The sequence below is a fragment of the Clostridium sp. JNZ X4-2 genome (genome assembly GCF_054889485.1).
This window is the reverse complement of sequence record NZ_CM142685.1, coordinates 1-24,470: the sequence shown is the minus strand read 5'-3', so window position 1 is coordinate 24,470 and position 24,470 is coordinate 1. Positions and strand designations below refer to the sequence as shown.

17 protein-coding genes, 4 tRNA genes, 3 rRNA genes, 1 pseudogene and 1 other annotated feature are annotated in these 24,470 nt (G+C 33.9%); all 25 genes and pseudogenes read right to left on the bottom strand.

What is annotated here, in order from left to right:
* Window positions 1–13: 13 nt before the first annotated feature.
* A complete protein-coding gene (locus ACYUJ6_RS00125) occupies window positions 14–190 on the bottom strand; it encodes a hypothetical protein (RefSeq protein ID WP_461845395.1) in 177 nt (58 codons plus the stop codon).
* 59 nt (window positions 191–249) lie between these two features.
* Window positions 250–633 (bottom strand): annotated as a pseudogene (locus tag ACYUJ6_RS00120) (hypothetical protein).
* A gap of 125 nt (window positions 634–758) precedes the next feature.
* Window positions 759–959, bottom strand: coding sequence for a hypothetical protein (locus ACYUJ6_RS00115; protein ID WP_461843911.1), 201 nt, complete (start codon window positions 957–959; stop codon window positions 759–761).
* 98 nt (window positions 960–1,057) lie between these two features.
* Entirely contained in the window at window positions 1,058–1,225 is a 168-nt protein-coding gene (locus ACYUJ6_RS00110; protein ID WP_461843910.1) for a hypothetical protein, read from the bottom strand.
* A 168-nt stretch (window positions 1,226–1,393) separates the two neighbouring features.
* A complete protein-coding gene (gene serS, locus ACYUJ6_RS00105; RefSeq protein ID WP_461843909.1) occupies window positions 1,394–2,674 on the bottom strand; it encodes a serine--tRNA ligase in 1,281 nt (426 codons plus the stop codon).
* Window positions 2,675–2,733: 59 nt separating this feature from the next.
* Window positions 2,734–2,932 (bottom strand) — a binding site (T-box leader).
* Between the two features lie 115 nt (window positions 2,933–3,047).
* A complete protein-coding gene (locus ACYUJ6_RS00100) occupies window positions 3,048–3,413 on the bottom strand; it encodes a DUF1667 domain-containing protein (protein WP_461843908.1) in 366 nt (121 codons plus the stop codon).
* Between the two features lie 18 nt (window positions 3,414–3,431).
* Window positions 3,432–4,823 carry an FAD-dependent oxidoreductase gene (locus tag ACYUJ6_RS00095; protein WP_461843907.1) on the bottom strand — a complete coding sequence of 464 codons (1,392 nt, stop codon included), beginning with the start codon at window positions 4,821–4,823 and terminating at the stop codon, window positions 3,432–3,434.
* 54 nt (window positions 4,824–4,877) lie between these two features.
* Entirely contained in the window at window positions 4,878–7,592 is a 2,715-nt protein-coding gene (locus ACYUJ6_RS00090) for a UPF0182 family protein (RefSeq protein ID WP_461843906.1), read from the bottom strand.
* Window positions 7,593–7,696: 104 nt separating this feature from the next.
* Window positions 7,697–8,212, bottom strand: a complete 516-nt coding sequence (locus tag ACYUJ6_RS00085; RefSeq protein WP_461843905.1) for a 3H domain-containing protein — start codon at window positions 8,210–8,212, stop codon at window positions 7,697–7,699.
* Between the two features lie 132 nt (window positions 8,213–8,344).
* Window positions 8,345–8,845, bottom strand: a complete 501-nt coding sequence (locus ACYUJ6_RS00080; RefSeq protein ID WP_461843904.1) for an HD domain-containing protein — start codon at window positions 8,843–8,845, stop codon at window positions 8,345–8,347.
* Between the two features lie 103 nt (window positions 8,846–8,948).
* Window positions 8,949–9,024 (bottom strand) — tRNA-Ala (locus tag ACYUJ6_RS00075).
* Between the two features lie 3 nt (window positions 9,025–9,027).
* A tRNA-Ile gene (locus tag ACYUJ6_RS00070) sits at window positions 9,028–9,104 on the bottom strand.
* An 8-nt stretch (window positions 9,105–9,112) separates the two neighbouring features.
* Window positions 9,113–9,229, bottom strand: a 5S ribosomal RNA gene (gene rrf / locus ACYUJ6_RS00065).
* Window positions 9,230–9,625: 396 nt separating this feature from the next.
* Window positions 9,626–12,521, bottom strand: a 23S ribosomal RNA gene (locus tag ACYUJ6_RS00060).
* 529 nt (window positions 12,522–13,050) lie between these two features.
* Window positions 13,051–13,127: transfer RNA gene (locus ACYUJ6_RS00055), tRNA-Ile, on the bottom strand.
* Window positions 13,128–13,130: 3 nt separating this feature from the next.
* Window positions 13,131–13,206, bottom strand: a tRNA-Ala gene (locus ACYUJ6_RS00050).
* Between the two features lie 93 nt (window positions 13,207–13,299).
* Complete coding sequence (locus tag ACYUJ6_RS00045; protein ID WP_461843903.1) at window positions 13,300–13,425, bottom strand: hypothetical protein; 126 nt, start codon at window positions 13,423–13,425, stop codon at window positions 13,300–13,302.
* 15 nt (window positions 13,426–13,440) lie between these two features.
* Window positions 13,441–14,951, bottom strand: a 16S ribosomal RNA gene (locus ACYUJ6_RS00040).
* Together the 16S, 23S and 5S rRNA genes with 4 tRNA genes alongside form the textbook arrangement of a ribosomal RNA operon.
* A 733-nt stretch (window positions 14,952–15,684) precedes the next feature.
* Window positions 15,685–18,126 (bottom strand): DNA gyrase subunit A, encoded by a 2,442-nt coding sequence (gene gyrA / locus ACYUJ6_RS00035; protein WP_461843902.1) that lies wholly within the window; start codon window positions 18,124–18,126, stop codon window positions 15,685–15,687.
* Window positions 18,127–18,142: 16 nt separating this feature from the next.
* A complete protein-coding gene (gene gyrB, locus ACYUJ6_RS00030; RefSeq protein ID WP_461843901.1) occupies window positions 18,143–20,056 on the bottom strand; it encodes a DNA topoisomerase (ATP-hydrolyzing) subunit B in 1,914 nt (637 codons plus the stop codon).
* Between the two features lie 19 nt (window positions 20,057–20,075).
* A complete protein-coding gene (gene remB, locus ACYUJ6_RS00025) occupies window positions 20,076–20,339 on the bottom strand; it encodes an extracellular matrix regulator RemB (protein WP_369704615.1) in 264 nt (87 codons plus the stop codon).
* A gap of 20 nt (window positions 20,340–20,359) precedes the next feature.
* Window positions 20,360–21,451: a DNA replication/repair protein RecF gene (recF, locus tag ACYUJ6_RS00020; protein ID WP_461843900.1), complete on the bottom strand. Its 1,092-nt coding sequence runs from the start codon at window positions 21,449–21,451 to the stop codon at window positions 20,360–20,362.
* Between the two features lie 69 nt (window positions 21,452–21,520).
* The gene (gene yaaA / locus ACYUJ6_RS00015; protein ID WP_461843899.1) at window positions 21,521–21,727 is read right to left on the bottom strand and encodes a S4 domain-containing protein YaaA; all 207 of its coding nucleotides are present in this window, start codon (window positions 21,725–21,727) and stop codon (window positions 21,521–21,523) included.
* Between the two features lie 27 nt (window positions 21,728–21,754).
* On the bottom strand, window positions 21,755–22,858 hold the full coding sequence (gene dnaN, locus ACYUJ6_RS00010; RefSeq protein ID WP_461843898.1) for a DNA polymerase III subunit beta: 1,104 nt from the start codon (window positions 22,856–22,858) through the stop codon (window positions 21,755–21,757).
* A 259-nt stretch (window positions 22,859–23,117) separates the two neighbouring features.
* The gene (gene dnaA, locus ACYUJ6_RS00005) at window positions 23,118–24,470 is read right to left on the bottom strand and encodes a chromosomal replication initiator protein DnaA (protein ID WP_461843897.1); all 1,353 of its coding nucleotides are present in this window, start codon (window positions 24,468–24,470) and stop codon (window positions 23,118–23,120) included.

Sequence of the window (24,470 nt, the reverse complement as noted above, 5' to 3'; positions counted from 1 at the left end):
ACCTCTTCAAGAATCAGTTACTTATGTCTTTTACTAAATTTCTGACATCTCCAATTATTGCCCTTGGCAATAGTAAATCCAACATGGTTTTCAATCCTGGAGTAGAATTTATTATAAGCGGAATCATGTTAACACATATGGCAATTGTCGCAGTCCCTCCTGGAATTTCTGGTTTTATCCTAAGATTAATATCCGGCCCTTTATATTTATATAATCCCCAGTTTCTACATTTTCTAATTCTGGCCTTACCTACTGCAGATGCTCCATTCTAATGAATTGTCTATCTCCTAAATCTGCAAAACCCAATTGTCTGCATCCAGCTACATCTCCCCGATTTACTGAAACGGTATCTGTAGAACGCTCTACCTTTGTGACAATAGGCCATTTTTCCTGTCTTACATCACTAAATTTAACATTAAATGCTTCTGTAAACATTCCAAATGATTGTAAAAATCCAACATGTCCTGCTACTTTATTATTTTTAACCCCCTCTCTAAATTCTTCTGGCCTTAATCCTATTCCCTATTCTTCCATAACTGCCTTGCCAAATCAAGCCAAATCATTAACTCTTATTACATTTAAACTGTCCACTTTGTTACAAACTCCAGTTAATGCAATAACTATTAAATCCATTATAAAACCTGGATTTGCACCTGTGCCCAATATTGAAACCCTGTTTTCTTTTGCTATCCTATCCATTTCTTCCGATATCTCCGGATCTAAAACTTTTGGATAACACATCTCCTCAGCAGTTGTTATCACATCCATACCTGCATCTGCAGCTTTTTTATAAATGGAAACACAACCTTTGTAAAAGAAGCTGTGGCAATCATGCACATATCAGCAAATTGAGATTTTATAACTTCATCTGCATCTTTTACAACTATACAATTATTATCTTCATTAGCATCTGTACCTAAAACTTCATAAAGTTTTTTTCCTGCTTTACAAGGATCCATATCAATAGCACCTACATAGGAACGGTAGGTTTCTCTTTTATCTCTATAATCTCACCTTTAAGTATAAAAGCATCATCGTAGCAATTAGCTATATAACCTCAAAAAGAAGTCTCCCTACCTAATACTATACCTTCTCCAATCCTCAATTGATTAATTCCCTCTGATATTGTACCATCCATAACCATATAAAGGCTACTGGAATTTCCTCCTGAAATTATAGGAAGATCCATATCAAAAACTTTCATAATATTTTTCTTTAATTCCACAAGTCTTCCTAAATAAATATTCCGGGCGGTTTTGAGCCAGTAAATCCGATACACAGATCTATGCAATTCGGGGGTAAGAACCAGTGGTTTTAATTGGGAAAATAAAAAACAACAACTTTTATTAAGCATTGTTACTGCTAAAAAGTTGTTGTTTTTTAATATCTATAATTATTTGATGACTTCTTTTCCACCCATATATGGTCTCAGCAATTCAGGAATTACTACACTTCCATCTGCCTGCTGGTAATTCTCCAAAATAGCTGCAACTGTTCTTCCTATTGCTACTCCAGAACCATTTAAAGTATGCACATATTTTGGCTTATCCTTTGGAGTTTCCTTATATTTAATATTAGCACGTCTTGCCTGGAAATCTTCAAAATTACTACAACTGGATATCTCAACATATCTATTGTAGCTAGGCATCCAAACTTCTATATCATACTTAAGTGCTGCTGTAAATCCCAAGTCACCTTTACATATTCTAACCACCCTATAAGGAAGTTTAAGACCTTTAAGCACATCCTCAGCATCATTAGTCAGCTTTTCAAGCTCTTCATAAGACTGTTCAGGCTTTGTGAACTTTACCATTTCCACTTTATTAAACTGATGTTGTCTTATAATTCCCCGTGTATCCCTTCCTGCTGAACCAGCCTCAGCTCTAAAACAAGCACTGTATGCAACATGTTTTATTGGTAAATCCTCTCCCTTTAATACCTCATTTCTATAAAAATTAGTCACGGGCACCTCTGCAGTTGGAATTAAGAAAAAGTCATTATTAGCTACTCTAAAAGCATCTTCTTCAAATTTAGGAAGCTGCCCTGTACCTATCATACTAGTTCTATTTACCATATAAGGAGGAAATAGCTCTTCATATCCATGTTTCTCTGTATGAAAATCCAAATAATAAGTTATTACAGCTCTTTCAAGCCTTGCTCCTAATCCTCTATAAAATGTAAACCTCGATCCTGATACTTTTCCACCCCTTTCAAAATCAAGTATATTGAGATCCGTACCTATATCCCAGTGAGCTTTTGGCTCAAAGTCAAACTTAGTAGGCTCCGACCATCTTCTGATTTCAACATTGTCCTCATCTGTTTTTCCCTCTGGAACTGCAGGGTTTGGTATATTAGGTATCCTGAGCATTATATATTCTATTTTATCATTAACCTCTGACAGCTGGACATCATACTGCTTTATCTTATCTGAAACCTCTTTCATTTCAGTTACTAAATTGTCCGCATTCCCACCATTTCTTTTTAATTTGGCTATTTCTGATGAATCCTGATTTCTTTTATTTTTTAAAGACTCTACCTCAACTAAAATTTTTCTTCTTTTTTCATCTAAAGATATTACCTTATCAATATCTGATAAATCAAAATCTTCTCCTCTATTTGTAAGCTGTTTTTTTATTTCTTCTGGATTGTTTCTTATTTTCTTTAAATCCAACATAATTATAATCCTCCTTGGTAATATATGTAATTATATATAAAAAAGAGCCTTTTTTATCCCAAAGGGACGAAAAGACTCCGTGTTGCCACCCTAATTAATCAATATAATATATTAATTCTCTTTAAGATTATAACGGTATCACCGAACTGTGTCTAACAGTACCTCCAAGGTGGATTCACAATATCATGATATCAGCTTACACCAGCCACTGATTCTCTTAAATCATAATAAAGCTACTACCCTTTTCATCAGCTAATTTTAATTCAATTATATATACATACTCTTCCACTGTCAATAAACTAAGTACATATCAACTTCACAGACATATCTATTGTAACCAATACTTTAAAAATAATAAAGTAAAATTTGAAATCTATTTGGCATTTTTATCAATGCTTTTAGTACAAATTATATCTACTCTTGTGTTTAAAATATTTTTACATACTATACTTCCCATTTTTATAGGAGCCCCAGCGTGTATTCTGCTTAAGACCTTAGAACACTCTATCCACAAACCTTTGTCCAAAGGTTTTGAACTTTTTACAGGGACTACATTATAATCGGAACCTTTTATTCTCACAACAGTAGTAAATATATCACTTTTATTATCTATTTCCAGTTTTGCATATTTTATTCCCATGTCGCATAAATTACCTTTAACTTCTACTGTATCTTCGTATCTATCTATATCAAGTATACACTTTTTGCTGCACTTATTACAAATAACCTCTTTAATCAATCTGTAACTCCCCCATAACTACATTTCGTCAAACTCCTTTATTCTGCCTGTAATAATATTGGAGTTCTTAGAATCCTTTACTATATATATCATATCCTTATTTATTTCCCTAGAAAGAATTGATGCAATTTTGCAAAGACACTGAGAACCCTTACAATTTCCCAATGCAGCACCTGTCCTTCTTTTTATCCCTTCTATAGTACGTGCACCTAGAGGTCTCCGTATAGCATCTATTATCTCCCCTTCTGTTATCTTCTCACAATAGCATATTACCCTGCCATAATTTTTATTTAACTTAATTATATTTTTTCTATCCTCATTAGACAAATCTCTAAACCTGTAAAATTCCCTTCGCCTATCTACAAAATCCTTTTTCAAAACACAATTCAAATTATTCACTATAGTTTCACACACTATATTTGCAATTACAGGAGTCATTGTAATCTGACCATAATGCTTACCGGCCACTTTAATATAACCCTTGTCAATTAAACTGTCATCTATAATTAAAGAATCATTATAAAACAAAGATTCATAGAATTCTTCAATGTTCTCCTCAGATATATCCTTTATAAAATACTTAATTTTTTGTAAAGCCTTTTCACAACTTATTTTTTTATCATTTTTTATGCCTACCAACAATCCATTTTTTCTAGTAGGCATAGTATATATCTTCTCATTATCTTCCTCCACCATAGAAATTATATTTTTATAATCTCTTTTAGTATTTTCTTCTACAAGAAAATATTTTAAATATTTTCTATCTTTATTTACTTTGTTTTCACTATCTATACTGTAATTCTCTCCCGGAGTTGTATTTAGCACCATATTACAAGTAAATTTATTTTTATTAGTTACAACCTTAAATCCCCTGGATATATTTTGTATATCCAATACCTCTTCTCCTAATTTAAAGTTAACTCCATTGTCAAATGCAATTTCACCATAGGAAATTGCTAGATCATAGGGTGATATAATTCCAGTATTTTTAGAATAAATAGCTTTTCTCACATTTTCATTTAAATCTGGTTCTATTTCATGTATATCAGAAGAATTGAGTAAATATATATTTTTTATCTCTCTTTTTAAGGCTCTCTCATATATTCTAATTAACTTTTCTTCACTTTTTTCACTATTTGCTACAAGCAAATATCCTTTTTTTTTAAAACAAATATTAAACTTAGAGGCTAATCCTGGCATAAGTCTATTACCCATGAGTTCTAATTTAGCCAATAATGTATCTTCACATTCCAATCCGTCATAAACTATAGAGGAATTTATCAGTGCTACATCATCAGCTATATCATAGTCTTTTTCAATCAGTGCTATATTTAAATTATATTTGGAGAGTTCGTAGGAAACCGCACATCCTACTATTCCCCCACCCAATATAATTACATCATAATCCATGTTAAATCTTCCTTTCAAGGTAACTAAACAAATCCTTATATAGTTTAAAGTATTCTATTTACCTAAAGAATCTATTACTTTACCAAGTTCTTGAATATACTCTCCATATTTTGCCCAATCACCATTTTTCTGTGAATTCAATGCATTTTCATATAAAGTTTTTGCTTTTTCAATCTGATCATTATTAGCAGAAGGTGCCGTTTGATTTTGGGAATTATCAGTACTTTCACCACTAGAGTCCTGATTGTAATTAAATATTTGATTTAAAGCATCATCTATACTTTGAGCTAATATCATCTTATCTCCATAAGATACTATAACTCTTTTCATTTCCGGTATACTGTCTTTCCCGTTGGCTCTTAAATACATAGGTTCTACGTATAACAGAGAATTTTTTATAGGAACTATCATTGTATCACCAAATTGAACTGTTGATCCATTTTTATTCCAAAGAGACAATTGCTGAGATATAGTTGTATCCTGATTTAATTTTTGTTTAAACAGATAAGGGCTGTAAACAGTTTTTTCAGGTGGAAATTTATAAAGAATAAGTTTTCCGTAATTATTTCCATCCATCCTAGCTCCAAATAAAGCAACCATATTATCTTTATCTCTCATATTGAAATACTGTAATAATATCATTTCTTCCTTTGAGGCACCTGTAGGTTTCATAACCACATAAGGTGATTCAATTAAATTTTTTTCTCCACTAACTTCCTTCTGATTTGCAGCTACTTCCCATAAATCTTCACCGCTATAAAATACCCCTGGATTTGTTACATGATACTTTCCAAGTATACTACACTGAACATTAAACAAGTCCTTTGGATATTTAAAATGTTGAATTATGTCTGGTGACAACTTATTTATATCTTTAAATAACCCGGGAAATATTTTTGCATAGCTTTTGATTATAGGATCATTTTTATCCATAATGTAAAATTTCACATTTCCATTTTCAGCATCCATAACAACTTTTACGGAATTTCTTATATAATTCAAACCGTTTTGCGGTTGTGAAAAAGGATATTCATTTGAAAATGTATAGCCATCTAATATCCAATATAGCTTACCACCACTCATAATTATATATGGATCGGACTCATAATTTAAAAAAGGTGCAATCTTATTAACTCTATCCTTTATATTTCTATTTATCAATATCTTACTTTCCTTAGTTATATCTCTAGATAGAAGAAAATTTATATCCTTTTGATTTATTGCAAACAAAATTCTATTGATGATTCCCAGCTTTATTCCAGCAGTGCCATTGTAATTATTAGTTGCATTGTCACTTCCTTTTGGATAATCAAACTCATCCAATTTAGTATTTACAACTGCATAATTGTCCGTTTTCTCTCCAAAATATATTCTTGGATTAACTAATTTTATATCTGTAGAATTTTGAGGAGGCATATCCTTTATAACAAAATTGGGCTGTCCTTCTGAAGTTACGGAATTTACCTTATTCATTACTACGCCATATCCATGGGTGTATACAAGATGCCTGTTCTGCCATGTATTAGGATCTATTGCCTTGCTGTTTATTTCCCTTGCTCCTATAAATACTTGATTGAATTTTCCATCTATATAATATCTATCCACATCAATATTATTAAATTGATAATAATATCTTATAATCTGAACTTGATTGTAAAATTCAAGAGTGGGATTAAAAGAATTAACTCTTATATTGTCTATAGTATCCATATTATTTTTTACATCTTCTGCAGTCAAATCATTTTTTACCTGAAAAGAAGTAGTAGCCACATTGTCAATATTATATGCCTTACGCGTATAATCTATATTATATTTTATATATGGCTGTTCTAAAGTTTTTTGATTGGATTTTACAATAAAATTCTGAACTACAAAATAGGACACACTTTTGATTATAACTAGAACTGCTATTACAACTATTGAAATTATAATAAACTTAAATCTGGCTTTAATTATACTTATAAATATAACTACAGCTGCAATGATAGATGCCACTGCAATAATTTTATAAAACAATAAACTTACATGAACATCAGTATAACTTGCTCCAAATGCTACACCATTTTGGCTGTATACGAGTCCAATACACTTTAAAATATATCCTATTGATATAAAAATCATTATAAGAGCGGCTAAAACCGCTAGTTGTTTTCCTGCAAATCTTGTAATATTGTTATTTAAAATATCTATTTTACCAAAACCCTTTTTAAAGCTTTTTGAAGCAAATCTATCTTTTATATTTAATAAAAAATATGTAAAAAAAGTTATCAAACTCAAAAAAATTATCAATCCTAAAAATGTACTGTATAACGATTGTATAAGTGGCAATTTAAATACATAAAAAGAAACGTCCAAATTTAAAATTGGATCTTTTACATTAAAGGGTACAGAGTTTGTAAACTGTAAAATCCTATACCAATAAGTTGATGCAAATATGTATGAAACTATAAATGAAATAATTAAATCTACTATTAAAACTACTCTTTTTTCAATTTTATCTTTATTACTGTTTACTTCAATAACTTTTCTATATTTTATGATACTTATTCGAAGGCTTTTATAGTATAACCATATACCTATAAAACTTATTACAAATAAAGGCAGTATAAGCTTGCACATGGCTACAATTTTTGTAAAATAAACTGATAGATATCCTACTTCTTTATACCACTCTACATTGATTACAAAATTTACAATTTTACTTAAAAATAAAATACATAAAACAAGAACTAAAATTAATATACCAAATACCAGTCTCTTTTTTTTCATATCAATCACCTCTTTACAAATATAAATAATCTCCAAATATAGCTACTGATAAAAACAGGAAGCATATTAAATATGCAAACATCCATTGAACTTAAAATTATAATTTAATCAGAAATTATATAATTTCTTTCTTCCAATTTACTTATTATATTATGCAATATATCATAAGTATCCGCAACTATGGTATGCAAATGCACACCTCCTGTCAATATCAATAAAGGTTCAGCCTCATACTTATTTATTTTATCTACAAAATTGTCTACATCATATAAATTTTTTATCATAAGCATTCCTTTTATCTCACCATATAAAGGATGCTCTACTATAACATCTTCTATTTTTCCTCCAAATTTTACTATAGTCTTAAGTTCATCCTCTATTTCATTTGTTTTATGTGAAACAGCAATTACCTTCCTAACTAGTTTCCTTTCTATTTTGGGAATTAAATATCCGTCAGGAGTAGCTATTATACTTTTACCTTCAGCCCTTAAGATTGCTATATCCTTAACTATTATCTGTCTGGTAACACCTAGTTTTTCAGCTAAAATATGGCCTTTTTGAGGTTTATAACTTTTTTCAAGAATTTCCTTAATACATATTCTTCTGTCTTCTGAGTTCATACTAACCTCCAATAACACATTTTTAAAGCAAGCAATTATATTCATATTACCATTATATCATAAAAACTGGAATAACTTTATAGACAATTAAAAGAAACTACTTAAAATATAATTAAAATTATTCTTTATATCTTAATTCCTTCTGTCACAATATCTAAGTATATCAAGCTCTAGATCATTAATTATTTTTTCATTATGATGATTTTCTACTAAATAAAGTAATCTGTCATCCGTTTCTATTTTTCTCAATAACTCTTTTCCCAATATAGCATGGTTATAATATATATTTATCTTTTTATTATTTGAAAACTTTTTTAACCTGCCTCTAGAAAACTTATCTCCTAACACCATAATAGACTTATCTATTATATTCAACCTACTATATATCTTACCTATATCATGCAAAAGTGCTGCCTTTAACAATAAATTTGTATTTACTCTCTCATATTTATTATTGCAAATATTTTGTACATCATAAGCTACTTTTACAGAATGTTTTTGTTCCTGTACAGACAACTTGTTAAATAACTTTAATTCTTTTATATTTAAAATATAATTTGTAAAATTAACATCATCTTTACTAATTTTAGCTGTAAGAGCCCAATAAAATTGCTTTATCCTGTAAAGTGCCATTTTTCTTTCACCTTTCAATTCAATGTATTATTCATAAATATAAATTAAAATAATATTTTATATAATAAAAGAACTACATTATAATGTAGTTCTTTTATGCTTATGGTGGAGATAAAGAGATTCGAACTCTTGACCCTCTGCGTGCAAGGCAGATGCTCTCCCAGCTGAGCTATACCCCCGTATGGTGGACCTTCAGGGACTCGAACCCCGGACCAACCGGTTATGAGCCGGTTGCTCTAACCAACTGAGCTAAAGATCCATATGTTTACCTGGCGACGACCTGTTCTCCCACAGGGCCTCCCCTGCAGTACCATGGGCACTGTGAAGCTTAACCTTCCTGTTCGAAATGGTAAGGGGTGTTGCCTTCACGTTATTGCCACCAGATATTATTATCGAAAATTGCTACTAACTTCGCATTTCTGCATCAAGTTTTTCACTACGGTGCTCAATTACATAAGTAATTTTCGCTCCTCACTCAAGCCTTTTCTTGAACTGCTCGTTATTACCAATTTTCTTATCATATTACTTTATAAAAATCTTTGATTTTGGTAACAAATCAGTACTCCTCAGCTTTAGCTGAGCAAATTCACTAATTTTTCATCACAGTTTTATATTATACTTTGCTTTCAATAAAGTGTCAATACTTTATTGAAAACTTATTATTATTTTTTCTATGAGATTCATATAGTTTCGTTAAAATTTCTATTTGATTTCAACTCTACACTACATAAAATTCATATCCTCTGAAAATTGCACAGTAAATATTTATCCATATTGTTTTTGGTCAAGCCCTCGACCTATTAGTATCAGTCAGCTTAACATGTTGCCACGCTTACACCTCTGACCTATCACCTTGTGTTCTTCAAGGGGTCTTACCAGCTTTCGCTGTGGGAAATCTTGTCTTGAGGGGGGCTTCACACTTAGATGCTTTCAGTGTTTATCCCTTCCCGACTTAGCTACCCAGCTGTGCTCCTGGCGGAACAACTGGTTCACCAGAGGTCAGTCCATCCCGGTCCTCTCGTACTAAGGACAGCTCCTCTCAAATTTCCTGCGCCCGCGACGGATAGGGACCGAACTGTCTCACGACGTTCTGAACCCAGCTCGCGTGCCGCTTTAATGGGCGAACAGCCCAACCCTTGGGACCTACTTCAGCCCCAGGATGCGACGAGCCGACATCGAGGTGCCAAACCTCCCCGTCGATGTGAACTCTTGGGGGAGATCAGCCTGTTATCCCCGAGGTAGCTTTTATCCGTTGAGCGATGGCCCTCCCACGAGGTACCACCGGATCACTAAGACCGACTTTCGTCCCTGCTCCACCTGTATGTGTCGCAGTCAGGCTCCCTTATGCCTTTGCACTCTCCGAAGAATTTCCAACCCTTCTGAGGAAACCTTTGTACGCCTCCGTTACTCTTTTGGAGGCGACCGCCCCAGTCAAACTGCCCACCTAACATTGTCCCGTTGCCAGTTTCATGGCACCCGGTTAGAATTCCAGTACTGTCAGGGTGGTATCCCAACATCGACTCCAAAATGGCTGACGCCACTCCTTCCATGTCTCCCACCTATCCTGTACAGACAATACCGAAATTCAGTGATAAGCTACAGTAAAGCTCTACGGGGTCTTTCCGTCCAATCGCGGGTAGCAAGCATCTTCACTTGCATTTCAATTTCGCCGGATTTGTTGTCGAGACAGTGCTCAAATCATTACGCCATTCGTGCGGGTCGGAACTTACCCGACAAGGAATTTCGCTACCTTAGGACCGTTATAGTTACGGCCGCCGTTTACTGGGGCTTAAGTTCTTACCTTCGCATTGCTGCTTAGTATTCCCCTTAACCTTCCAGCACCGGGCAGGCGTCAGCTCCTATACTTCAGCTTTCGCTTTAGCAGAAACCTGTGTTTTTGATAAACAGTTGCTTGAGCCTTTTCTCTGCGGCCTCTTTCGAGGCACTCCTTCTCCCTAAGTTACGGAGTCAATTTGCCGAGTTCCTTAACAACAATTCTTCCGATGGTCTTAGGATTCTCTCCTCACCTACCTGTGTCGGTTTGCGGTACGGGCACACATAAATTCCATAGAGACTTTTCTTGGCAGTGTGATATCAGATACTTCTCCTTTCGGATTCCCCATAACAGCTCGCAATTGAATACATGGTTTTCCCTCTGTATTCTCACTCACTGCTTAGACATACCTCCAACAGTATGCACATCCTATCCTCCTGCGTCATCCCTTCTGGTCTTTTTCATCTATATGCGGTATCGGAATTTCAACCGATTGTCCATCACCTACGCCTTTCGGCCTCGGCTTAGGTCCCGACTTACCCTGAGTGGACGAACCTTCCTCAGGAAACCTTAGGTTTTCGACCAATAAGATTCTCACTTATTTCTCGCTACTTATGCCAGCATTCTCTCTCCTGTCCTGTCCACCGCTCCTTCCGGTACGGCTTCTCCCTGGACAGCATGCTCCTCTACCGCTCTTTCAAGCCCACAGCTTCGGTGGTAAGTTTTAGCCCCGGACATCTTCGGCGCATGACCTCTTGACTAGTGAGCTATTACGCACTCTTTAAATGAGTGGCTGCTTCTGAGCCAACATCCTAGTTGTCTTAGAGATCACACTTCCTTTTCCACTTAACTTACACTTCGGGACCTTAGCTGGTGGTCTGGGCTTTTTCCCTTTTGACCACGGATCTTATCATTCGCAGTCTGACTGCTGAGATTCAAGTTTATGGCATTCGGAGTTTGATAAGGTTCAGTAACTGTTGTCAGCCCCTACCCCATTCAGTGCTCTACCTCCATTACTCACTCTCAACGCTAGCCCTAAAGCTATTTCGAGGAGAACCAGCTATCTCCGGGTTCGATTGGAATTTCTCCGCTATCCACAGCTCATCCCATGGTTTTTCAACACCATTGTGGTTCGGTCCTCCACGAAATTTTACTTCCGCTTCAACCTGGCCATGGATAGGTCACCCGGTTTCGGGTCTACAACATACAACTTCTCGCCCTCTTCAGACTCGGTTTCCCTCCGGCTCCATACCTTAAGTACTTAACCTTGCTGCATATCGTAACTCGCTGGCTCGTTCTACAAAAAGCACGCCGTCGTACTTTATCGTACTTCGACTATTTGTGGACACACGGTTTCAGATTCTATTTCACTCCCCTCCCGGGGTTCTTTTCACCTTTCCCTCACGGTACTTCTTCTCTATCGGTCACCAGGTAGTATTTAGCCTTGGGAGGTGGTCCTCCCTGCTTCCCACAAGGTTTCTCGTGTCTCGTGGTACTCTGGTTCAGGTCTCGCAGTTCTTCCTTTTCACTTACAGGGCTGTTACCTTCTGCGGCTCAACTTTCCAGTTGTATTCAATTAAGTCTTCCCTGCTTTTATGACCTGACCTCAACCCCAGAAACAAGTTTCTGGTTTGGGCTCTTTCCCTTTCGCTCGCCGCTACTTGGAAAATCGATGTTTCTTTCTCTTCCTCCGGGTACTTAGATGTTTCAGTTCCCCGGGTCTGCCTCTGCATATCTATTTATTCAACATGCAGTACCCAGCGTTGTCTGGGTGGGTTTCCCCATTTGGATATCTCTGGTTCACTGGCTATTTGCGCCTACCCAGAGCTTTTCGCAGCTTATCGCGTCCTTCTTAGGCTCCTGGTGCCAAGGCATCCTCCATGCGCCCTTTGTAGCTTGACCTTTAGTTTTAAAATTGCCATTAACTTCGTCCAGCTGCGTCAAATACCTCACTCCGGTACTCATTTACACTAGTAAACTCCGTTCCTCCTTCGGTATTTTCCTTGCTGTACTCGTTACTATCAATTTTCTTAAAAATTACTATCAGCTTCACAATACTGCGTCAAAACCTTCTCTCCGGTGCTCATTTACATTAGTAAACTCTGCTCCTCACTCAGGTTTTTCCTTGTCTTGTTCGCTGCTATTAATTTTAATTACATTGGTTCTCAGTTATAACTTACGTCATAACTTACAAATAAGTATAAACTAGTTATACTTATATACTACAAAGGTTATTTCTAACCTTAGCTTTGTTTCTAAAATTGATATTAACTTCACATTTCTGCTCGTTACTACCAATTTTTTATTTCTTATTTACTGTGCAATTTTCAAAGGACAATTTTTTTTCTGTTCACAATTACAGCTTGCACTGTACAATTTGGAACAGAAATTCAATTGTGAAATGTACATTGTGCATTCTACAATTGATTAATGGTGGGCTTAAATGGACTCGAACCATCGACCTCACGCTTATCAGGCGTGCGCTCTAACCAGCTGAGCTATAAGCCCTTATGGTGGAGATAAAGAGATTCGAACTCTTGACCCTCTGCGTGCAAGGCAGATGCTCTCCCAGCTGAGCTATACCCCCAAGACATTAAATTTTTGAGGATGATCCCTCAAAATTAAACAGAATAAACTGGATTACTTCTATAAGTTAAACCATCAAAAATCGCTATTAACTTCACATTTCTTCGTCAAGTCTTTCGCTGTGGTGCTCACTTACACTAGTAAGCTCTGCTCCTCGCTCAAGCCTTTCCTTGATCTGCTCGTTACTACCAATTTTTTTTAAGACAATCATTACAATCATCTTTCGACTCCCTAGAAAGGAGGTGATCCAGCCGCAGGTTCTCCTACGGCTACCTTGTTACGACTTCACCCCAATCACTAACCCCACCTTCGGCCGCGTCCTCTTTCGTTAGACTACGGACTTCGGGTGTTGCCAGCTCTCATGGTGTGACGGGCGGTGTGTACAAGGCCCGGGAACGTATTCACCGCGACATGCTGATTCGCGATTACTAGCAACTCCAGCTTCATGCAGGCGGGTTTCAGCCTGCAATCCGAACTGAGAGTAGTTTTTGAGGTTTGCTCCACCTTGCGGTCTTGCGTCTCGTTGTTCCTACCCATTGTAGCACGTGTGTTGCCCTGGACATAAGGGGCATGATGATTTGACGTCATCCCCACCTTCCTCCGCGTTAACCGCGGCAGTCTTGTTAGAGTGCTCATCTTACTGTTAGCAACTAACAACAGGGGTTGCGCTCGTTGCAGGACTTAACCTAACATCTCACGACACGAGCTGACGACAACCATGCACCACCTGTCTCCCTGCCCCGAAGGGCTTCTCTTATCTCTAAGATATTCAGGGGATGTCAAGTCCAGGTAAGGTTCTTCGCGTTGCTTCGAATTAAACCACATGCTCCGCTGCTTGTGCGGGCCCCCGTCAATTCCTTTGAGTTTTAATCTTGCGATCGTACTTCCCAGGCGGAGTACTTATTGTGTTTACTGCGGCACAGAAGGGGTCGATACCTCCTACACCTAGTACTCATCGTTTACGGCGTGGACTACCAGGGTATCTAATCCTGTTTGCTACCCACGCTTTCGTGCCTCAGCGTCAGTTACAGTCCAGAGAACCGCCTTCGCCACTGGTGTTCTTCCTAATCTCTACGCATTTCACCGCTACACTAGGAATTCCGTTCTCCTCTCCTGCACTCCAGACACCCAGTTTGAAATGCACTGCCCGGGTTAAGCCCGGGTATTTCACATCTCACTTAAATGTCCGCCTGCGCACCCTTTACGCCCAGTAATTCCGGACAACGCTTGCCACCTACGTATTACCGCGGCTGCTGGCACGTAGTTAGCCGTGGCTTCCTCATCTGGTACCGTCATTATCGTCCCAGATGACAGAGCTTTACAATCCGAAAACCTTCTTCACTCACGCGGCGTTGCTGCATCAGGCTTTCGCCCATTGTGCAATATTCCCCACTGCTGCCTCCCGTAGGAGTCTGGACCGTCTCTCAGTTCCAATGTGGCCGATCACCCTCTCAGGTCGGCTACGCATCGTTGCCTTGGTAGGCCGTTGCCCTACCAACTAGCTAATGCGCCGCGGGTCCATCTCAAAGCGGATTGCTCCTTTAAAGTACCATCCATGTGAATCATACTTGTTATGCGGTATTAATCTCCCTTTCGGGAGGCTATCCCCCTCTTTGAGGCAGGTTACCCACGTGTTACTCACCCGTCCGCCGCTAATCCACTCCCGAAGGAGCTTCATCGCTCGACTTGCATGTGTTAAGCACGCCGCCAGCGTTCGTCCTGAGCCAGGATCAAACTCTTAATTTAAAAGTTTATATGGCTCTGTTTAAAATTGCCATTAACTTCGTCCAGCTGCGTCAAATGCTTCATTCCGGTGCTCATTTACGTAAGTAAACTCTGCTCCTCATTCAGCCTTTTCCTTGCTGTACTCGTTACTGCCAATTTCAGGCTTATTGCCTCTTTAGAAAATTAATACTAACTTCGCATTTCTTCGTCAAACCCGACCCTGCGGTGCTCATTTACTTAAGTAAACTCTGCTCCTGGCTCAAGGTTTTCCTGGAACTGCTCGTTATTATTAATTTTAGATACATTACGCTAAGTATGTATAACATCATAAATGATGCTTTACTGCTGAACATAACATACAAAATATTACGAAATTACTTTCTTTGCTGCTGCTGCAGCTCAAAAGAATTGCTGGTTTATTCTTATATAAGTTTTCCTTATATTTTATTCTGTTTAATTTTCAAGGATCACCTTCAATAATTAAGAACTATTTTAGTTTACCACATTAGTTTAAGATTATCAATACCTTATAAACACAAACTTTTAACAAAGTTTTAATTTATACAGCTTTTATATTCTATCACCTTAATTAAGTGGAGTCAACATATTTTTTGATTTATTTGTATTAATTTTAAAAGTTGATCATCCTGATTTACAGATGAATTTTTACACTCAAAAATAAATAGTGAAATATTTTAATAAAGTTAAAATATTTCACTATTAAACAAGCTATTTTTATTATTATTGTAAAAAATTATTCATCTTTAATTTCATCGCTACAATTTATTTTAGCAATTGCAACAACTCTTTGTTCCTCTCCTGTTTTCATAAGTGTAACACCCATAGTATTTCTACTTGTAGTTGATACTTCGGATACATTGAGCCTTATAGCTACATTACTGCTATTTATAAGCATAATTTCATCTTCATCCTTTACAATTCTAGCCCCAACCATTAATCCTGTTTTTTCTGTAACCTTATAAGTTATAATACCTTTTCCACCTCTTCTATGGATAGTGTATTCACCTATAGGAGTTCTCTTACCAAATCCATTTTCACTTATAACAAGAACATCCTGACTTTCATCTACAATATCCATAGAAACAGCTATATCTCCATGCCTCAAAGTTATGGCCTTTACGCCTGTAGTATTTCTACTTGTAGATCTTACATCTTTTTCACTAAATCTTATTGCATATCCATTTTTAGTAAAAACAAGTATTTCACTCTGTCCAGTAGTCATTTTAACTTGTATAAGTTCATCTTCATCTTTTAAATTTATAGCATTTAAACCGCTTTTTCTTATAGAAGCATATTGGCTTATTTTAGTTTTTTTAATCAAACCATTTTTAGTTGCCATTATAAAATAATTATCTTTATCTTGGTCAATTTCTTTAAAAGCTATAACAGCCTGGATCTTTTCACTTACATCTAAAGGCAGTAAATTAACTAAATTTGTACCTTTAGCGGTTCTACCTGCTTCTGGGATCTCGTATCCTTTTAATTTATATACTTTACCCTTATTGGTAAAAAACAAAATATGACTATGAGTTGAAGTGATAAATATATGTTCAACAAAATCATCTTCTTTTGTAGCCATGGCCTGTATTCCTCTTCCTCCTCTTCTTTGTGAAGAGTAGGTATCAGCAGAAATTCTCTTTATGTATCCCTCATGGGTTAAAGTTATTACCACTTCTTTTTCTTCAATAAGATCTTCAATATTTAAATCATCATTGCTTATTTGTATCTCAGTTTTTCTTTCATCGCCATATTTATTCCTTATTTCAATTAATTCATCTCTAATTATACCCAACAAAAGAGACTTATTTTCCAAGATTTCATTAAGATGTTTTATTGTTTCCATCAATTCGTTATATTCATTTTCAATTTTCTCTCTTTCAAGTCCAGTAAGCCTTTGGAGTCTCATATCCAAGATGGCTTGAGCCTGTTTTTCTGAAAGATTAAATTTAGTCATTAAACCATTTCTAGCATTTTCTGTAGTTTTAGATGCCCTTATTAAATTTATTACTTCATCAATATGATCTAATGCTATTTTTAATCCCTCAAGAATATGAGCTCTAGCTTGAGCCTTATCTAAATTAAATCTAGTCCTTCTTGTTATAATCTCTTCTTGAAACTGCAGGTAATACACAAGTATCTGCTTTAAATTTAATACCTTAGGTTCATTATTTACAAGAGTCAGCATTATGATTCCAAAAGTATCCTGCATTCTTGTATGTTTATATAATTGATTGAGAGTTACATTGGGATTTGCATCCCTTTTTAATTCAATAACAACCCTCATTCCATCTCTATCTGATTCATCTCTAATATCTGATATTCCATCTATTTTTTTATTTTTCACAAGTTCAGCCATATTTTCTATAAGTTTTGACTTATTAACTTGATATGGAATTTCAGTTATCAATATTCTATTTCTTCCACTTATCTCTTCAATTTCAGTTTTTGCTCTTACTAATATCTTTCCTCTGCCAGTTTCATAAGCACTTTTTATACCAGATGTACCAATTATTAATCCTGCTGTTGGAAAATCCGGACCTTTTATACATGTCATAAGTTCATCAATTGTAACTTGCGGATTATCTATTATCATTATCACGCCATTTACAACTTCAGTTAAATTATGAGGTGGTATATTGGTAGCCATACCAACAGCTATTCCAGCAGATCCATTTACAAGCAAATTCGGAAATCTAGATGGAAGAACCGAAGGTTCTTTTTCTTCACCATCAAAATTTGGAACAAAATCTACCGTATTTTTATTTATATCCCTTAACATTTCAAGGGTTATTTTATTCATTTTAGCTTCAGTATACCTCATAGCTGCAGCACTATCTCCGTCTACTGAACCAAAATTTCCATGACCATCAACTAAAGTGTATCTAATTGAAAATTCCTGTGCCATTCTAACTAAAGCATCATAAACAGCAGTATCACCATGCGGATGATATTTACCTAATACATCTCCAACAATTCTTGCACATTTCCTATATCCTTTTTCAGGAGTCAATCCCAATTCATACATAGAAAATAATATTCTTCTATGAACTGGCTTTAACCCATCACGTACATCTGGAAGTGCACGGCTTACAATAACGCTCATAGCATAATCTATATAACTTTTTTTCATTTCCTTGCTTATGTCTACTGGTAAAATTTTACCTTCATCAAACATCAACTACACCTCTTTACTATATATCTAAGTTTACAACCTTTTTAGCATTTTGCTGTATAAATTCTCTACGAGGTTCTACTTTATCGCCCATAAGTATAGTGAAAATTTCATCAGCAGCCATGGCATCATCTACATTTACTTGAATAAGTGTCCTAGTTTCAGGGTTCATTGTAGTATCCCAAAGCTGTTCAGAATCCATTTCTCCAAGCCCCTTATATCTTTGAATGTCAACATTATTATCTTTTCCTCCTATTTCATTCAACAACACTTCTAGTTCCTTATCTGAATATGCATAATATTCTTTTTTACTTTTAGATATCTTATATAAGGGTGGTTGAGCTATATAAACATGACATTTTTCAACTAATTCCTGCATATATCTATAAAAAAACGTAAGCAATAATGTTCTTATATGTGCTCCGTCTACATCTGCATCTGTCATTATTATTATTTTGTTGTACCTTATTTTAGTAATATCAAATTCTTTTCCTATACCTGCTCCAAAGGCTGTTATCATAGCCCTTATTTCCTCATATCCAAGTATTTTATCCAATCTCTGTTTCTCCACATTCATTATTTTTCCTCTAAGTGGAAGTATGGCCTGAAACTTTCTATCCCTGCCCTGTTTAGCCGATCCGCCTGCTGAATCACCCTCTACCAAATATATCTCACATTCAGATGAATCTTTAGATGAGCAATCTGCAAGTTTTCCTGGAAGAGATGTATTCTCAAGTATAGATTTACGTCTCGTTAATTCTCTTGCCTTTCTTGCTGCTTCTCTAGCACGAGAAGCCATTAATGATTTATCCAATATTAATTTTGCTATTTGGGGATTTTCCTGTAGAAAATTATTAAGCGCTTCTCCCATTATACTATCAACTATACCACGTACCTCACTATTTCCAAGCTTTGTTTTTGTTTGACCTTCAAATTGGGGATCTATAAGTTTTATAGATATAACAGCAGTAAGTCCTTCTCTTATGTCCTCACCTGACAAATTTTTATCATTTTCTTTTAATATGCCAAATTTTTTTGCATAATCATTAAAAACTCTAGTTAATGCAGATTTAAATCCAGCTAAATGAGTTCCCCCTTCTACTGTATCTATGTTATTGGCAAAGGAAAAAATATTTTCATTATATCCATCATTATATTGAATAGCAATTTCTACAGAGTAGTCATCTTTTTTACCTTCCACATATATGGGATCTTTATGAATTGTCTGCTTATTTCTGTTAAGATAAGTCACAAATGATTTTATTCCACCTTCATAGTGGAAAATCTCTTCTCTATCATCTCTTCTATCTTTTAAAGATATCTTTATTCCCTTATTTAAAAAGGCCAGTTCTCTAAGTCTTTGAGATAATACGTCAAAATCAAATTCTACTTCATCAAATATTTCTGAATCAGGTTTAAAATGTATTTTTGTCCCACTTTCTTCACTATTACCTATAATATCTAATCCAGTTACTACTTTCCCCTTTTTAAATACCTGTTTCCATATATGACCTTCTCTTTTTACTTCAACCTCACAAATCTCAGATAAGGCATTTACAACTGATGCACCTACTCCATGAAGTCCTCCTGAAACTTTGTATCCGCCGCCGCCAAACTTTCCTCCTGCATGAAGTATAGTCATTATTACTTCTACCGTTGGTTTTTTCATTTTATGATGGATTCCAACAGGCATTCCCCTACCGTTATCAATAACTGTTATAGAATTATCCTCATGTATAGTTACTTCTATTCTATCACAGTATCCTGCCAATGCTTCATCTATACTATTATCAACTATCTCATATACTAAATGATGAAGTCCCCTTGAACTGGTACTTCCAATATACATTCCGGGTCTTTTTCTAACAGCTTCCAAACCTTCTAATACCTGTATTTGATTTTCATCATAAACTTGTTTTTTTTCTTGTAGCATACCTATCCTCCTATTTATCTTAAAGTCTATAATCTAAAGCTTTTGATCTTTTAGTTAACGTTGATGAAGATATAGGCGATAAATAAATTTTACTCTTTTTATTTACTTCAGCAATGATAAAAGATTTAGGTTTATCTTTTGTGATCTTCTGAACAAATCCATCTTCTTCAGCCATCCTTAAAAATTGAGTTGTATCAGAGTTATATGTTGAAGTTTCAACATCAAATATTCCTATTACATCCTTTATTGGAACAACTATATTTTCACCTAAATGTAAAAACATAAATAATCTCCTTTCAAAAACTAAGTCATAATTACTTTACCATTCTTTACAACAAACAAACATGCCTTATCCTTAGAATCCTTTTTAATGTCATCAATTCCTGTACAAGTTATAAATGTTTGTATTTTATTTATAGATCCTAGTATATATCTTTGTCTATTTGCATCCAATTCAGATAAAACATCATCTAATAGCAAAACAGGATATTCACCTATAATTTCCTTTATTATCTCAAGAGAAGCAAATTTTATAGTTAACACTGATGTTTTCTGTTGGCCTTGAGAACCAAAGTTTCTAACATTAATACCATTTATTGTTGTAACAAAATCATCCCTATGTGGACCATAAAGTGTAGTACCTCTATCTATATCATTTTTTCTATTAATTTTTAATATTTTAAATAAATTATCTTCTGTTTTATTTAAATTTTCTAAAGGTGTTATATATTTAAATTCTATATCTTCAGCTCCAGAAGTTATGTCATTATGAATAACTTTTCCTTTTTCACTAAGCCTTTTTATATATTTATTTCTCATATCTATTATAATTCCACCATATTTAGATAATTGTCTGTCATATACCTGAAGAATATCATCATTGTAATTTCTCCACTTTTTAAGTAAAGTATTTCTTTCATTTAAAGTCTTATTGTATTGAACCAAATTAAAATAATATTTTTTACTGAATTTACAAAGCTCGATATCTAAAAATTTTCTTCTAAAAACCGGCGATTCTTTTACTATTTTTAAATCTTCAGGAGAGAACATTACTACATTAAAAACTCCCATAAGTTGAGACAACTTATTTACTTTTATAGAATTTATATTTATTCCCTTTTTACCTTCTTTAAATATCTTTATTTCTATATTCTTATCCAGTGATTTTTTTTCTATATAAGCTTCTATATAAGTTTCTTTGCCTTCCCAATTTATTAATTCCTTATCTTTGTTTGTCCTGGGAGATTTACCTATACTGCAGTAATATATACTTTCAAGTAAATTTGTTTTTCCTTGGGCATTATCTCCTGTAAATATATTCACACCTTTACTGAATTCAATATCCAGGTTTTTATAATTTCTAAAATTTCTAAGTTTTAAATATTTAATATACATTTAAAAAACACCTATTTATAATTATATCACAATATGTCATATACAATTAATAATAAATTTTTAGTGCAGTTAAATAATTTTATAAGTTTCCTTTTTAAATTCAACGGTAAATCCTTTATAAAGTTTTTTACTCCGCCTTGTTTCCACTTCTCCATTTACCCTTACCATACCTTCTTTTATAAAAAGCTTAGCTTCAGATCCTTGTGAAACCGCCCCACACCATTTTAAAAATGAGTCTAATCTTATTACTTCTGTATTAATTTTAATTTCATCCATTTTCTATTATCTCCAATTTATTTATTTTTAACTATTTAAAAGTCTAACCGGCAAAACTAGGTAAGTACAATTATCTTTAATTTTATTTTTAATTATGCATGGGCTTACACTGCTTGAAAATTCCAATACAATTTCTTCTTCATCCATTATTTTTAAAACATCCATTAAGTATTTTGAGTTAAATGCAATTTGTAAATTATCTCCCTGCAAAATTATATTTAACTCCTCTCTTACCATTCCCAATTGAGAATTAGATGTTATTATCATGGTATTTTCTTCCAATTGGAATTTTACTAAATTAGTATTGCTGTCTTTAGCCATTAAAGATGCCCTTTCAATACAATTTAAAAGTTCATCTTTCTTAGCAGTAGCTATCATATTAAATTCTTCAGGAATTATGGAATTATATTTTATAAACTCACCTTCTAAAAGTCTGGATATAATTTTTGTATTAACTAAATTAAAAAGTATATGATTGGGTGTAAATGTTATATTCACATCTTTTTCATTATCCTCCAAGATTTTAGAGACTTCATTAAGTGTTTTTCCCGGAATCACAGCATTTATTATATTGTCGGTATTTAAATACTCTGATTTTAAAGCCAACCTATATCCATCTAAAGCTACTAAATTTAATTTTTTATTTTTTATTTCAAATAAGACCCCTGTAAGAATAGGCCTTGTTTCATCTTGAGCTGTAGCAAATATAACACTTTTTATCATATTTTTTAATATTTTTTGAGGTACTGAAAAAATCATATTTTCATTTATATTAGGTATTTCAGGAAAATCTTCAGCATTCATATGTATGAGATTAAACTTTGATTTTTGGCATAATATTTCTATAGAATTATTTTCTATAGTTGAGATACTTATATTGTCATCAGGTAATTTTCTTATAATTTCTCCAAATAATCTGGCGTCAATTACGATTGTTCCTTCTTCTTCAACTTCTGCATTTATTTTAGTTTCTATACTTAAATCTATATCTGATCCTATTAATGTAATTTGGTTGTTAGAGGCAGTTATTTTTAATCCGTTCAGAATAGGCATACTGGATTTTCCAGTTATTGCTTTTTGAGCTATAAATATAGCTTCTTGTAAATATGTTTTATTGCATATGATTTTCATTTTTATAGCATCTCCTTTATTAACAATATATTTTCTAGATAGAGATAGATAATTAACTTATTATTAGTAATAATAGTAGTAGAGGCTGTTAGTATGTTGATAAGTCATAAAAGCGTTAATATCACTGAAAAAAATGAAAAAAATAACTGTGGATAAATAAGTATTGAAAAATAACATTATCCACATGATAAAAAAAAATAATAAATATATCATAATATCAACAATGTATCATAAAATAATTAATAACATCTGTTGATAATTATTTTTGATTTAGACGCTTTGTTAAGTCACTTACAGCATTTTGTAGACTTTCATCTTGTTTTAGATTACTTGATATTTTTTCATAAGCGTGTATTACAGTAGTATGATCTCTACCTCCAAATTCTTCTCCTATTTTGGGTAGAGACATATCTGTAAGTTTTCTACATAAATACATTGCTATTTGTCGTGGAAAAGCTACATTTCTGGTCCTTCTGGCTGATTTGAAATCAGATACTTTTAAGTTGTAGTAATTTGCCACTACATCTTGTATTAGATCTACTGTAACTTGTTTCGACTGTTTACTTGAAATTATATCTTTTAATGCTTCTATAGCTAGATCTATGCTTATTTCTTTGTTTGTAAGTGAAGAAAAGGCAACTATACGTATTAAGGCACCTTCTAGTTCTCTGATATTTGATTTAATTTTTGTAGCTATATATACCATAACTTCATTTGGGATGTTTAATTTTTCTACATCAGCTTTCTTTTTTAATATAGCCATTCTAGTTTCAAAATCTGGTGGTTGAATATCTGCTATAAGTCCCCATTCGAATCTGGATCTAAGTCTGTCTTCCAGTGTAGGAATTTCTTTTGGTGGCCTGTCGCTTGATAGTATTATTTGTTTATTTGCTTCATATAAGGCATTAAAAGTATGGAAGAACTCTTCCTGAGTTCTTTCTTTACCTGCTATAAACTGAATATCGTCTATTAATAGAACATCTACATTTCTGTATTTGTTTCTGAATTCTACATTTTTATCATCTTTTATTGAGTTTATAAGTTCATTTGTAAATTTTTCAGATGAAACGTAAGTTACTTTAGATTTATTATCATTATCTAATACATAGTGGCCTATAGCGTGCATTAAATGGGTTTTTCCCAGACCTACTCCTCCATATATAAATAATGGATTATATGCTTTAGCAGGAGATTCAGCTACAGCAAGAGATGCAGCGTGGGCGAATCTATTGCTGTTTCCTATAACGAAAGAATCAAAAGTATATTTGGGGTTTAACATGGTAGACATTTCGTCATTTATCAATACAGATTTCTTGTTATATCTTTTAGGTTTATCATCTGATGTTAAAGCTTCTTCAGATTGAGATAAAACTAAAAATTTAATACTATATTTTTTTGAAGTAATTAATTTTAATGCATTTGATATTAAATTTGTATATTTACTAGATAATATTCCTTTAGTTAAATCATTTGGTACGCTTAATATAAAAGTGTCATTTTCAATGGATACAGGAGTAATACTTTTAATCCATGTGTTAAAACTTACTTCGGTAATTTCACCTTTTATTATATTTAAAGATTTTTCCCATATTTCTTTTGGATGGGCATTCAT

What these genes read in the sequence shown, in the direction of transcription:
- dnaN (WP_461843898.1), bottom strand. Translation starts at nt 22,858, where the DNA reads ATGAAAATCATATGCAATAAAACATATTTACAAGAAGCTATATTTATA.
- gyrA (WP_461843902.1), bottom strand. Translation starts at nt 18,126, where the DNA reads ATGTTTGATGAAGGTAAAATTTTACCAGTAGACATAAGCAAGGAAATG.
- recF (WP_461843900.1), bottom strand. Translation starts at nt 21,451, where the DNA reads ATGTATATTAAATATTTAAAACTTAGAAATTTTAGAAATTATAAAAAC.
- serS (WP_461843909.1), bottom strand. Translation starts at nt 2,674, where the DNA reads ATGTTGGATTTAAAGAAAATAAGAAACAATCCAGAAGAAATAAAAAAA.
- ACYUJ6_RS00045 (WP_461843903.1), bottom strand. Translation starts at nt 13,425, where the DNA reads ATGATTGTAATGATTGTCTTAAAAAAAATTGGTAGTAACGAGCAGATC.
- ACYUJ6_RS00085 (WP_461843905.1), bottom strand. Translation starts at nt 8,212, where the DNA reads ATGAACTCAGAAGACAGAAGAATATGTATTAAGGAAATTCTTGAAAAA.
- ACYUJ6_RS00080 (WP_461843904.1), bottom strand. Translation starts at nt 8,845, where the DNA reads ATGGCACTTTACAGGATAAAGCAATTTTATTGGGCTCTTACAGCTAAA.
- remB (WP_369704615.1), bottom strand. Translation starts at nt 20,339, where the DNA reads ATGTTTTTACATTTAGGTGAAAATATAGTTGTTCCAATAAAGGATGTA.
- dnaA (WP_461843897.1), bottom strand. Translation starts at nt 24,470, where the DNA reads ATGAATGCCCATCCAAAAGAAATATGGGAAAAATCTTTAAATATAATA.
- ACYUJ6_RS00095 (WP_461843907.1), bottom strand. Translation starts at nt 4,823, where the DNA reads ATGGATTATGATGTAATTATATTGGGTGGGGGAATAGTAGGATGTGCG.
- yaaA (WP_461843899.1), bottom strand. Translation starts at nt 21,727, where the DNA reads ATGGATGAAATTAAAATTAATACAGAAGTAATAAGATTAGACTCATTT.
- ACYUJ6_RS00090 (WP_461843906.1), bottom strand. Translation starts at nt 7,592, where the DNA reads ATGAAAAAAAAGAGACTGGTATTTGGTATATTAATTTTAGTTCTTGTT.
- gyrB (WP_461843901.1), bottom strand. Translation starts at nt 20,056, where the DNA reads ATGCTACAAGAAAAAAAACAAGTTTATGATGAAAATCAAATACAGGTA.
- ACYUJ6_RS00115 (WP_461843911.1), bottom strand. Translation starts at nt 959, where the DNA reads ATGGATCCTTGTAAAGCAGGAAAAAAACTTTATGAAGTTTTAGGTACA.